The sequence below is a fragment of the Paractinoplanes hotanensis genome (genome assembly GCF_023717965.1).
Classification (GTDB): domain Bacteria; phylum Actinomycetota; class Actinomycetes; order Mycobacteriales; family Micromonosporaceae; genus Actinoplanes; species Actinoplanes polyasparticus.
In genome coordinates this window covers 181,921-193,842 of record NZ_JAMQOL010000017.1, presented here as the reverse complement: position 1 = coordinate 193,842, position 11,922 = coordinate 181,921, and the positions used below count along the sequence as shown (strand labels likewise).

Genomic DNA, 11,922 nt, shown 5'->3' with positions numbered 1-11,922 from the left:
GGCTGGGGCGGGAACGAGACGACCTGCTCGCGCATGTCGACCTTGCTGCGCACCGAGTCGACGAACGGCACCAGCAGATTCAGGCCGGGACTCAAAGTCTTGCGGTAGCGTCCCAGACGCTCCAGAACGTCCATGCGCTGCTGCGGCACGATTTGGATGGTCTTTACCAGAGCGACGACAGCGAACAGGACGAGAAGAGCGACAAGGGTACCGACGATCGCATCCATGGGGCGTACTCCTCCGTACGTCGAATAACGGTGTGCTACGGCTGGCGATCGGCTGAGCCCAGCAGATCGTCGCGCCACACCACGGCGGTGCCCGCATTCAGATCGACGACACTGACTCGCTCGCCGGGAGGGTAGGAACCGGAGCCTACGAGAGCACGCGCCTGCCAGAACTCACCGCCGACCTTCACCATGCCCTGATCGGCACTCACGTGCTCCACCACGACGGCCGAGGCACCCTGCATCGGCTCGGTGCCCATGCCGACCGGACCCGGCCGGCGTAGGTGGCGGCGCAACACCGGCCGCAGCGCAACGAGGGTCGCAGCCGACACCCCGACAAAAACTCCCGCTTGCAACGGCACAGGCGCGCCGAGGGCTGCAGCAGCCGCAGCAGCCACCGCGCCGACCGAAAACATGATCAGAAGAAGTGTGGCCGTGAAGATTTCCGCGACGGCCAGAACCGCACCCAGAACGATCCACAAAATCACGTCCATGATTCGATGGTGGCACGGCAGCGCCGATTCGACCATGAAAGCCTGCTGTGGATTCCGCCCAGAAATCGGCGACCTCCTCGTTGTCATACAACAGTCATCATTCTGTGCATTGCCCGACATCGGTCAGGATTACCCGGTCGTGCCTTTGCGCTATTCCGGGGCACCGGACGCACCCGGGCCACCGATGCGAGACGATGACCACGTCGCCCTTTGTCACACGACGATGATGCCGTTGAAGGCTCTCCGCCATGTGCCGGGTGATTACTTGAACCAGACCGGTTCGCGGGTGTGAACGTACCCGCGTGATTTCGGGCTGTTCAGCCATGCCGCTGCCGGTACCGGACCACCACACCTGGCAACCCTGCGACAGGTTGCTCTTGCCCACCGGCCTGATCGAGGCTGCGGTGCGGGGACGGTGACGATACGGTGCGCGAATGAACAGTGAGACGGACCGTGACAACGGCCGTACTCTCTTGCCTTTGCGGCGGCCCGGCCCAGTGCGCACCATGGCGATCCGCCTCGGGCTCGCGCTCGCCGCTGTGGCGACCATGGCCGTGACCGTGCTGCTCGATCGTGATGGGTACACCGACAACCACGACGGCCAGGTCTCGATCCTCGACGCCTTGTATTACGCGACGGTGAGCCTGTCCACCACCGGCTACGGCGACATCGTTCCGGTCTCGGACACGGCCCGGTGGGTGAATGTCGCCGTCATCATGCCGCTGCGGGTCTTCTTTCTCGTCCTGCTGGTCGGCACCACCTTCGAGGTGCTTACCGCTCGTACCCGTCGGCAGTGGAAACTGAGCCGTTGGAGGAAAAAGTTGAGCGGTCACACGGTCGTCGTCGGGTATGGCAACAAGGGTCGAGCCGCCGTCAAGGCGCTACACGAAGGCCCCGAAGCAGAGCCGCAATTTGTGATCATCGACAGCTTGGCGCCGATGGCCCAGGAAGCAAGAGACGACGGCCACGCCGCAGTTGTCGGCGACGCCACGCGGGCGATGATCTTGCAACGTGCGGGCGTGGACAGCGCATCCCGCATCATCGTCGCAGCAGACCGGGACGACACAGCGGCGCTTGTCACCTTGAGCGTGCGTCAGTTGAACCGCGATGCCGTGATAGCCGTCGCGGTCCGCGCGTCGGAGAACGTGCCATTGCTCCGGCAGAGCGGAGCCACGACAGTCATCACGTCCTCGGAGGCCGCCGGACGTCTGCTGGGTCTCGCCGCCCGGAGCCCGGCCAGCGGGGAGGTGATCGGTGACCTGTTGATCCAGGGCCATGGCCTGCACCTCATCGACAGGCCGGTCCGGCCGGAGGAAATCGGGTCCTCCCCCGCGGAGTGTGAGGACCTGGTGCTGGCCGTGGTGCGGACGGGAAACCTGGTGCGTTATGACGAGATCGGCGCTTTCGCCGCAGACGATCGACTGATCCAGGTACGAACTCGCTCCTGACGGCGCGCCGGTGGCCCCATCCACCTTCGGCGTTGCGGCCTCCAGGCGCCTGCGGCGCATCGGTCGCGGTGAAACCCGGCCCGTACGGCGACTGGCGCTTCGCGAGCCGGTCAGGACGTGAAGGCGTCCTTGACGTTCTCGCCGGCCTGCTTCAGCTTCGAGCTGGTCTGGTCCGCCTTGCCCTCGGCTTCCTCTGAGCGCCGGCCGCCTACTGCCGGGTTGGCATCAACGCGTCGCCGCCCACGTCGGCGCAAACGGCTGGCCCACGGCAGCCCTGTTGCCGTCGTACGGACGGGGTACAGCGCGGTCTTGCAGAGAAATCTCACCAGGCCCCGAAGGGGCAAGGTCACTGCAGGAGTGTGCGCAGCCGTCGCGGATCGCTTCGGACTACCGCGCACGCGGGTCCGGTTCGGTGGTGGCCGCGGTCGGCTCCATGGCGACGAGGAATCGCTCACCGTTGAACTCGGCATAGGCCTCCGGCCGGGCGTCGAGCGCGTACTCGTCGCGATAGACGGCATAGTCGAACTTCTGCACGTTGCCGGACACCTGCGCCATTGTTCCTTGCCGCGTATCAAGGTGGCCGGCGTTGATGACCAGCAGAGTGTCGTCGCCGTATCGGGCCCCGGCCAGCACGAAGGAGGTCGACGTCAGAATCCGGCTGACCTGACCTTTGACGGTGACCGTCCTGCCGACGAAGGCGGTATCGCCGAAGTAGTTCTCCGAGTTCGCTGGGCTCGGTGGAGGAGCCGTCTCACTCGAGACGTCCCCACAGGCGCCGGACAGCAGAACTGTTGCGGAAAAGAGTACGGCCACGCGCATTCGAATCTTCACCGTCGACCTTTCCCTTCGAATGCCGGATCATTTCTCGGTGCCGCCCACGGTGATCTTCACGGCCTTCTCCTGCCGGCTGCGCAGGAAGGTGAGCGTGGCGGTGTCGCCCGGTTCCACTCCGCGCAGAGCGCCGAGAAAGGCTTCCACCGTGGGGACTTGCTCACCGTTGAAGCCGGTGATGACGTCGCCCGCGGTCAGCCCCGCCTCGGCCGCCGGCCCGCCGGACACCGCCTCCCGGACGAGCACTCCCCGGTCGGTACCGACGCCGAGCGTCTGCACGATTTGTGGTGTCAGCCTGCCCGCGATCACGCCGACGTAGGGATGTGTCACCTTGCCGTCGTCGAGCAGGTCGTCAGCGACGTCAAGGGCGGTGGCAGAGGGGATGGCGAAGCCGATCGACACGGCGCCGGTCGAGGGGGGTAGATAAGCGTCGTTGATGCCGACGACCCGGCCGGCGGTGTCCACGAGCGCGCCGCCCGAGTTACCAGGTGAGATGGCGGCGTCGGTCTGCAGAAGATCCACCAGTGCACCGCTCTGCGACGCCGAGCCCGGAATCTCACGGCCGATGCCCGAGATGATGCCGGCCGTCACGCTGTTTCTGAACCCGAGCGGGCTGCCCAGCGCCAGGACTGTCTCGCCCGCTTGCGGAAGTTCGGAACGGAACGGCGCGACGGGCAGGTCGGCGCGCTCGGCACGCAGCACGGCGAGGTCCGTCACCGCGTCCGTGCCGAGGACCTGCGCCTTCACCCGACTCCCGTCGGCCAGTGCCAGCAGGACCTGACGGCTGGCGCCGACGACGTGCTGATTGGTCAGCACCAGACCACCGGATCTGAAGACCACGCCGGAGCCGAGGCCTTCGCCTACGAGCACGGTTACCACCGAGGGTTCCACCTTGGCGACGACCTCGGGGAGACTCAGCGTGTCGCCCGGTACGGACGCGGCCACACGCGGCGGCGCATCGGTGTCCGCGCTGCAGCCGGCGAGCACCGCGGTGGCGATCAACGACAGCGACACGATGAAGGCTCTGATGGAAGGCAACAGCATGGGACGTACCTGCTCTCTGCTGGGCGCCCACCACGCTGTGAGAGGCACCGGAGTCGGCCGAACCGCTGCTGGTGGTGGTTGGACTCGACGGTGTCGGCGCAACGCACCATCGGCGACCGCCTTCGGTCATCCCCGGCTCGACCGAACGGTTGAGCCCCGACCGGGACCAGGCGCCGTGGTGTCGACACAGCGGTAGCGAACTTCACGACCAGGGTTTCCCGTTCGCCAGCAGGAAAACATGACAGTTCGGTGACGCGCCTCTGCAAACACCCCGGCCATGCTCAACACCCAATCCCCTTGCCGAAATACATGAACACCGCCGCATCCGCACCGACACCGGCCGGCCCCGCGAATCCGCCTCGCCCGTTCCAGGCGAACCGTGCGGACGTCTCCGACCACTTGCTTGCGGGTTGCCCGCGGCTGCGAGGGCCGTCGCGGGCACGTCCGGTACGGCCGGTTCCTCGTCGACGGCGCACCCGGTCAAGACCAGGCATGCGCCGAACAGGCCTGTGCAGGTTCTTCCGAGACGCGCCATACGGCTGCGCCGCCCGATCGGGAGACTCGTCACCCGCCGAACGGCGGGGGCAGCGAGGACGCCGCACAGCGCCACGGTCATGATCCAGACTGCCCGCGCAACCCGACCCGGGGCCTGGGTGAAACACGGCCGATCGGGTAGGCCGCCCGGGTACGACAGCGCATCACCGGAGAGGAGAACCGCAATGGCCGCACACGCCGGCGAGAAGGCGCAGAAGACCGGGGACTTCCACTGCGCGAGGTGCACGGAGAAGGTCCACGTGACGCAGGGCGGGGCCATCCCGCGCTGCCCCAACGGGCACACCGAGTTCGAGACCCGCACGAACGAGCCGGGCAACAAGTCCTGATTTACCGGTCGGGAGGGAGAGCTATGGTGCACATGCAGGACAACAAAGCCGTGGCCGTGCCGGAGCCGCCCACCGGGCGCGACCGTCTGAGGTTCATCGGCCCCGGGGTGCTCTGGGCGCTGGCCGCCCTGGCTACCGGGGAACTGCTCTTCACTCCGCGAGTCGGCGCTCAGTACGGGTACGCCCTCGTCTGGGCACTGGTCGCGGCGCTCCTTCTGAAGCTGTTCGTCACCCGGGAGATCGGCCGCTACAGCGTCGTAACCGGGAACCGGCTTCTCACCGGCCTGTCCGAGCTGCCGGGTCCCCGCCGCTGGGCGGTGTGGGCGATCCTGGTCCCCCAGCTGGCAGTCGGGGTCGCCGCCATCGCGGGGATCGCCAGCGCCGCCGGAAGCGCCGTGGCGCTGGCGATCCCCGGACCGGTGCAGCTCTGGACCGCCGTGGTGATCGCCGCGGCCGCCGCGCTGGTGCTGTTCGGCCGCTACTCCGGCGTGGAGTGGATCTCCCGGGTGCTCGGCTTGCTACTGGCGCTCGGCGCCGTCGTCGCGGCCGTCCTCGTCGGGCCGGACCTCGGGGAGGCGGCCGCCGGCCTCGTCCCCACCGTGCCGGCCGACCTGGTCGTCGCGGACATCCTCCCGTGGCTGGGATTCCTGTCCAACGGCGCTGCGGGCCTGATGTGGTACTCGTACTGGATCGTCAGCAAGGGCACCGGGATGAGCGGCGCCCGGGCCGCGGAGCCGCCGGACCCGACGGAGTTCGACGACCGGCAGATCGGGCGGCTGCGCCGCTGGCTGCGCACGATGACGCTGGACGCGTCCCTGGCAGTGGTCGGCACCGGCATCATCACCGTCGCATTCCTCGTGCTCGGCGTCGAACTGCTGCGGCCGGAGGGCATCGTGCCCGCCGAGTCCGACGTCGCCCGGGATCTCACGATGTTGTTCAGCGAGGTCTTCGGCAGCGTCGGCTTCTGGCTCATGGTGGCCGGGCTGATCTCGGCATTCTGGACTGCCACGCTGACCAACGTCGACGGATGGAAGCGGCTCTACACCGACGGCGTACGGCAGGTGCTACCGTCCCGGCTGACCAGCCGAGCGTGGGCCCAGCCTGAGGTCATCAGCCGCACCGCCGTGATCGCCTGGCTGGCCGTGCTTCCGTTCACCGTCTTTCTCATCTTCGGTGATCCCGTTGCGTTGCTCACGGTGGCCGGATCGATCGAGGCCGTGCATATTCCACTCGTCGCGGGCCTGACCCTGTGGCTCAACCGACGCAGCCTTCCCGCCGCGCTACGAGCCGGACGTATCGCCACGACTATCGTCACGGCGGCCATCGTCTTCTTCACCGGGTTCGCCCTGTTCTACCTGTGGCAGCAGGTGGCGGGCTGACCGGTCCGCCGGCGCCCGACCCCGACCGGCCCCGAATCAGCCGGGAGCCGGTCGGGTCGCCGGCACCCACGACGACCTGATGCAGATTCTCCTCGGGCGCGCCGTTCAGGCTGATCGCCAATGGTCCCTGTCCTGATAGGACTACCTGCTGGAGGGTCTCAGCGCAGCCGTGCCCCGGCTGTCAATGGGACATGGCGTTGCGTCGCGCGTGGCGTCTGATCAGCGTTCGGCTGCTGAGGTTGTCAGCCGGTTGGAGACATCACGCACCCCGGCGGTGGCCCAGGCCTGCCGGCTCGCCGCCGCGCAGGCCTCCACACAATCCATGCGTCCCTCGAGAATGACCACGCCGTTCTGCACGTCGATGACGAGGTGGCCGCTGAGGATCGCCGGATCGTCGAGTATCCGTTCGGCGACCCGGTGCGCGACCGTCTCGTCCACGGTCTCCCGGCGAGGGGTAGCGCGATCGTCGGCGGGCTCGGCACGCCGTTTCCGGTCACCATCCCCCAGCTGCCCGTACGGATACACGTCGAATCCCTCCTCGCGAGAGAGTGCGCACCGACCGAAGCGTTCCTGTGGTCGCCTGCGCTGTTTCACACTGGCGATCGGGTATGGCGATGACAGCTCAGCTCTGTGACGGTTGCGTGACAGTCACGACGAGGATGGTCGCTTGCCACACGGGCTGTTCCGCCGCCGGCTGAGGGCGGGCCGACTGCGTACCCAGGCAGCGAACGCTTCGATCTGGTCGACTGCCACGCGACCGCGCAGCGAGTCGAAGTAATCGAACGAGTGTTGTGCGCCTCGCAGCTCGGTGTAGACAACCGGTTGCTCGGACACGTCCGCCCAGGCGCGGGCGAAGCCGCGAGTCCACTGGACAGGGACCACCGAATCGCGCTCGCCGTGCAGGAGCAGGAGTGGCGGGGCGCCGTCGTGCAGGTGGGCGTGCGGACTGCTGGACGGCAGCTGGGAGTCGGTACGGCCGTCATAGCCGTACATGCCGATGACGGCGGTCACGGACGTGTCGACCTCGGTGAAGCCGGGCTGATAGGCCGGATGGTTCTCGGTGCTGCTTCGGTGCTCATGGCGAATCGCGTGCCAGATCGGCCAAGGCAGCCGGGTCTCCAGTACCAGCGACCTCCAGGAACGCACCCAGCAGCCGGAGCTGTTCCGCGGATGACGCCGGCCGGTCGCGGCCGGCGCGCAGCCGGATCCGGGCGCGCCTGATCAGTTGACGGGCGTTGACCTCGGTCATCCCGAGGACGTCGGCGATCTGGCGATGGGGGTAGTCGAACGCCTCCCGCAGGACGTAGGCGCAGCGTTCCCGGGGAGTGAGCCGCTGGACCAGCAGCAGCATCGCGGCCCGTACCTCCTCCGCGCGTTCCACGACGGTCGCGGGACCGTCGGCTGGATCGGGCCGGTCCATTGCCCATGGCGCCGACAGGCTCTGGTGGCGCACGTGGGCAGTTTGGGTCGCGTTGATGGCCAACATGGTCGTGGTGCGGCACAAGAACGCCGGCACGTTGCGGACGACGCTGCGGTCGGTGCGATTCCACCGGAGCCACGCGTCCTGCACGATGTCTTCGGCGCCGGCTTCGCGTCCGATGACCCGCTGGGCTATGCGCAGCAGCCGGCTACGGACGCGGAGAAAGTCCGAGAGATGCTCGGGGCTCGGCGGGGTGTTGCTTCGCGGGCTCGCCAGCCGGCTGCCTTTGACTCGACAACTCGCGCGGTACTCCCCGGCCTGCTGTGCCGCTGTTGCCCGGAACGCGGGACCGGCGAGTTCGAGAACGTCCTCAGACATCGATGCCTCCTGGTCGACAAATTCGATGTTCACGACGCTAGGAGGGCGCAGTTCACCCTGAGTTCCGAAGCAGTGGTGATGGAAGTGCGCTTTCAGTGACGCGCCCCGGCGAGACAGATGTGTCGCGGGTCACATGGAAGCACTGTCACAGCCATGTATGGCGGCATGTCTTGGCTCGTGAAGCCGCGAGGACGGAGTCGTGCGAGTGATGGGCGATGATCAGCAGTTGCCGAATGACGGAGGCGCTGGGCAGGTGACAGCCGTGCAGTTCCAGATCCTCGGACCCGTGCGGGCCCGGAGCGGAGCCGCGGACCTCGACATCGGCGGCCGCCAGCAGCGGCTCATGCTCGCTTTCCTGCTGGCCCGGGCCGGGTCGGTGGTCAGCGTGACCGAGCTGATCGACGCCATCTGGGACGAGGAACCCCCGACGAGCGCGGTCAACGTCGTCCACCGCCACATCGGCACGCTCCGCCGGCTGTTCCAACCGGACCTGCCGGTCCGGGCCACCGGCCGGTACCTCATCCGGCAGGCGGCCGGCTATCAGCTACACGTCACCACGGAGACCTTCGACCTCCTGCGTTTCCGCGCGCTCGTGGCACAGGCGGGAAGCACGGACGACCCGGGCCGGGCGGTGAACCTCTACACCGACGCCTTGTCGTTGTGGCAGGGCAGATGCGCTGCCGGACTGGAGCCGAACCCACGTACCCACCCGGTGTTTCTCGCCATCGAGGCCGAGCGCTCCCACACCGTGCGGGACGCCGCCGACATCGCCCTACGAACCGGTCGGGTACGGATGGTCCTCCCGGCGCTGCGGCAGGCGTCCGGCCAGGATCCGCTGGACGAGGCCTTGCAGGCCCGGCTCGTGCTGGCCCTCGCGGCCGATGGCCGGCAGGCCGAGGCCTTCGACCTGTTCCAGAACGTTCGCCGGCGCCTCGACGAGGAACTCGGCGTCGACCCCGGTGCGGAATTGCTCGACGCGTACGACCGCCTGCTACATCAGCGCGCCGGCTCGACAAGCGTGGCAAGGCCCGTTGAGGCGCACCAGGCCCCCCGGGCTACGGTCTCCGTGCCTGTGATGATCGGCCGAGATACCGAGCTACGCACCATGATCCGGCTGCTCACCGATGCCGCGGCCGGCACCGGATCCGCACTGCTGGTCCGCGGCACTCCCGGCGTCGGTAAGTCGGCGTTGCTCCGGGCCGCCGCCGCCGAAGCCGCCAAGCGTGGTTTCACCGTCCTGTCGACTGCAGGGGTGGAGACCGAGCGGTGGTTTCCTTTCGCCGCGCTGCACCTGCTGCTGCAATCGGTTTCCCGCCACGTCGAGGGACTGCCCGACGCTCACCGGCTGGCCCTGCGCAGTGCCTTCGGCGCGGGGGACGATCAGCCGGGCGCGCACCGGGTCGCCTTCGCGGTGCTCGAGCTGCTCGCGGATGCGGCCGATCGGCATCCGATCCTGCTGCTTTGCGACGACGTGCAATGGTTCGACACACCCAGCCGGGAAGTACTGAGTTTCGTCGCCCGGCGTACCCGCGATCACGCCATCCTGGTCGTCGGCGCCGCACGGCCCGGCAGCCTCGAGCAGCATGCCGCCGCAGGCCTGCCGGAACTGCACCTGGAGCCTCTCGACCGCAGGGCCGCCGCCGATCTGCTCGATACCGGCGCCCCCGGCCTGGCATCGTCGACCCGGGCGCTGATCCTGGAACGCTCGGCGGGTAATCCCTTGGCCCTGGTCGAGTTGCCCAAGGCCGTCCGGGACGCGGACGAGGACGGGCACGAGCTGCCGCTCACCCGGCGACTCGAGGCGGCGTTCGCTGCTCGCACCGGGGTGGCCAGTCCCGTCTGCCGCACTTTCCTTCTCGTCCTGGCCGCGGAACCGACCGCGCCCCTGGATCGGCTGTTGGACGTGTCCAGCCGCCTGGCCGGCTCGGTGGTGACCGTGGACGTGCTTCATGAGGCCGTCGACGCCGGACTTGTCACGGTCGTCAAGCACCGGCCGGAGTTCCGTCACCCGCTGATGCGTTCGGCCATCCACGAAAGCGCGACGGTTGCCGAGCGGGTCGCCGCGCATCGCGCTCTGGCGGTGGCGCTGCACGACGAGCCGGAGCGTCGGCTCGCTCACCTGGTCGCGGCCACGTTCGGCCCGGACGAGAGCCTGGCCACCCGGCTCGAACACTTCGCCGATGATGCCCAGGCGCGGGGAAAGGTGGCCGCTGCGGTCCCGGCGCTGAGCCAAGCCGCGGGATTGGTGACCGACGGACGCCGACGGACCCGCATCCTGGTCCGGGCGGCGGAGCTGTCCAGTGACATCAACGACCGAGGCCATGCTCGGGCGTTGCTGAATCGCGCGGATCTGAACGTGCTGGGTCCGACCGAACGAGCACGTCTGCTGCTCGTCTCCGACAACGCCGCCTTCGAACCGGACGAACCGCGCCGACGGATTCATGACATGGTTCACTCAGCGTCCGCAGCCGCCGACGACGGCGCTCGGGATGTCGCCGAGAACTTGCTGTGGCGCGCCGCCGCGCGATGCTTCTTCCAGGACGGCGACGAGCGGACCCGAGCCCGGACGGCTCGTGAGCTGGACCGGTGGGGTGCGCATCCGGACAGCCCGCTCGCGCTGGCGGTGCGGGCGTACACCGAGCCGTACCGTCATGGGGCCGACGTGCTGGCGCGGCTGGGCCGGGTCACTCCAGACCGGAAAGACGGCAGGGTCCTGCATTTTCTGGGCACCGCCGCGATGGTTCTCGGCGACTTCACCGACAGCGCCCGCTTCCTGGCGCCGGCGGCCGCGGTCTGGCGGTCACAGGGCCGTCTCGGGCTACTGGCCCGCGCTCTGGCCGGCTCGTGGCCCCGCGTCTACCTCGGTCAGCTCGACGAGGCTCACGCGGAGGCCGAAGAGGGGTACCTCTTGGCCAAGGAAAGCGGCGTCGCCTTCACCTTGCTGGGACTGACCGCCACCGCGGGACTCGTGGCGGCACTGCGCGGGGACGCGGAGGCAGCCAGCCGGAGAATCGGCGAACTGCGGGGTAGCGGCCTCTTCCCAGGTATGCCTTTCGCCACCGTGATGGCACAGCAGACCGACGGTCTGCTCGCCCTTCTCGACGGTCGGCCCGCTGAGGCGTACGACATCCTCTCCCGAGTCTTCGACCCGGCCGACCCGCACCATCATTCGGTCAGCCGCTGGCTGGTCGCACCGGATCTGGCCGATGCGGCCGTCGCGGCGCACACCGTCGGACAGGCACGCAAGCTGCTGATGGGGCTACCCGAACTGGCCCGGCAGCTGCCGTCGGAGATGATGACGACAGCGGACGCCTACACCAGCGCCGTCCTCGCCACCGACGACGATGCCGAACGGCTCTACGAGTCCGCGCTGGTCTCTCTCGCGCCCGGATGCCGGTTGATACGCGCGCGCCTGCACCTGCACCAGGGCCGCCGGCTACGCGGACTACAGCGGTACGTCGACGCTCGCGAGCTGCTGCGCGCCGCCCGCGACGAGTTCGATCGGCTCGGCGCCCGTCCCTGGGCCGAAACGGCTCGCACCGAGCTGCGGGCTACCGGCGAAGCAAGCAGCAGCCGGAACCCGACCATGGGCGAACAGCTCTCTGCACAGCAGATGCAGATCACCATGATGGCCGCGCAAGGACTGAACAACGAGGAAATCGCCGACCGCCTGTTCATCTCTCATCGCACCGTCGCCACCCACCTGAGCCACATCTGTGCCCAACTGGGCGTTACCGATCCGGTCCAGCTGGCAGGCGCGCTCGCCGGCGGTCGGCCATGACCTCCTCCCACTTCGTACTTGTTGCGGCCCTCGACCGGGCGG

Annotated in this window: 13 protein-coding genes; 5 read left to right on the top strand and 8 right to left on the bottom strand. The window is 68.4% G+C overall.

The genetic code is table 11. From position 1 onward, the window contains the following. On the bottom strand, window positions 1-227 hold a 227-nt coding region (locus LXN57_RS15135; protein WP_369077280.1), incomplete at its 3' end, for an SPFH domain-containing protein. Between the two features lie 35 nt (window positions 228-262). Continuing rightward, window positions 263-718 (bottom strand): NfeD family protein, encoded by a 456-nt coding sequence (locus LXN57_RS15130; protein ID WP_251798795.1) that lies wholly within the window; start codon window positions 716-718, stop codon window positions 263-265. On the opposite strand from LXN57_RS15130, the gene LXN57_RS15125 reads away from it, so the two are divergent. Both LXN57_RS15125 and LXN57_RS15120 read left to right on the top strand, forming a co-directional pair. Then, on the top strand, window positions 717-1,010 hold the full coding sequence (locus LXN57_RS15125; RefSeq protein WP_251798794.1) for a hypothetical protein: 294 nt from the start codon (window positions 717-719) through the stop codon (window positions 1,008-1,010). The two genes, LXN57_RS15130 and LXN57_RS15125, sit on opposite strands and share 2 nt — an antisense overlap. Window positions 1,011-1,152: 142 nt before the next feature. Then, the gene (locus tag LXN57_RS15120) at window positions 1,153-2,166 is read left to right on the top strand and encodes a potassium channel family protein (protein ID WP_251798793.1); all 1,014 of its coding nucleotides are present in this window, start codon (window positions 1,153-1,155) and stop codon (window positions 2,164-2,166) included. Window positions 2,167-2,276: 110 nt separating this feature from the next. On the opposite strand, the gene LXN57_RS15115 is transcribed toward LXN57_RS15120, so the two are convergent. The 3 genes from LXN57_RS15115 to LXN57_RS15105 are packed head-to-tail and all read right to left on the bottom strand — an operon-like array spanning window position 2,277 to window position 3,999. Continuing rightward, on the bottom strand, window positions 2,277-2,516 hold the full coding sequence (locus LXN57_RS15115) for a CsbD family protein (protein ID WP_251798792.1): 240 nt from the start codon (window positions 2,514-2,516) through the stop codon (window positions 2,277-2,279). 37 nt (window positions 2,517-2,553) lie between these two features. Beyond that, on the bottom strand, window positions 2,554-2,979 hold the full coding sequence (locus LXN57_RS15110) for a hypothetical protein (protein ID WP_251798791.1): 426 nt from the start codon (window positions 2,977-2,979) through the stop codon (window positions 2,554-2,556). 45 nt (window positions 2,980-3,024) lie between these two features. Next, a complete protein-coding gene (locus tag LXN57_RS15105; protein WP_251798790.1) occupies window positions 3,025-3,999 on the bottom strand; it encodes a S1C family serine protease in 975 nt (324 codons plus the stop codon). Between the two features lie 761 nt (window positions 4,000-4,760). On the opposite strand from LXN57_RS15105, the gene LXN57_RS15100 reads away from it, so the two are divergent. Together LXN57_RS15100 and LXN57_RS15095 are read left to right on the top strand one after the other, a co-directional pair. Continuing rightward, window positions 4,761-4,922, top strand: a complete 162-nt coding sequence (locus LXN57_RS15100; RefSeq protein WP_251798789.1) for a zinc ribbon-containing protein — start codon at window positions 4,761-4,763, stop codon at window positions 4,920-4,922. Between the two features lie 32 nt (window positions 4,923-4,954). Next, window positions 4,955-6,301 (top strand): Nramp family divalent metal transporter, encoded by a 1,347-nt coding sequence (locus tag LXN57_RS15095; protein WP_251798788.1) that lies wholly within the window; start codon window positions 4,955-4,957, stop codon window positions 6,299-6,301. Between the two features lie 219 nt (window positions 6,302-6,520). On the opposite strand, the gene LXN57_RS15090 is transcribed toward LXN57_RS15095, so the two are convergent. From LXN57_RS15090 to LXN57_RS15080, 3 genes are all read right to left on the bottom strand, one after another. After that, entirely contained in the window at window positions 6,521-6,826 is a 306-nt protein-coding gene (locus LXN57_RS15090; RefSeq protein WP_251798787.1) for a BON domain-containing protein, read from the bottom strand. 123 nt (window positions 6,827-6,949) lie between these two features. Then, window positions 6,950-7,312: an alpha/beta hydrolase family protein gene (locus tag LXN57_RS15085; protein WP_251798786.1), complete on the bottom strand. Its 363-nt coding sequence runs from the start codon at window positions 7,310-7,312 to the stop codon at window positions 6,950-6,952. 64 nt (window positions 7,313-7,376) lie between these two features. Beyond that, window positions 7,377-8,099 (bottom strand): sigma-70 family RNA polymerase sigma factor, encoded by a 723-nt coding sequence (locus LXN57_RS15080; protein ID WP_251798785.1) that lies wholly within the window; start codon window positions 8,097-8,099, stop codon window positions 7,377-7,379. A 262-nt stretch (window positions 8,100-8,361) separates the two neighbouring features. On the opposite strand from LXN57_RS15080, the gene LXN57_RS15075 reads away from it, so the two are divergent. Then, window positions 8,362-11,880: an ATP-binding protein gene (locus tag LXN57_RS15075; protein WP_251798784.1), complete on the top strand. Its 3,519-nt coding sequence runs from the start codon at window positions 8,362-8,364 to the stop codon at window positions 11,878-11,880. Window positions 11,881-11,922: the final 42 nt, after the last annotated feature.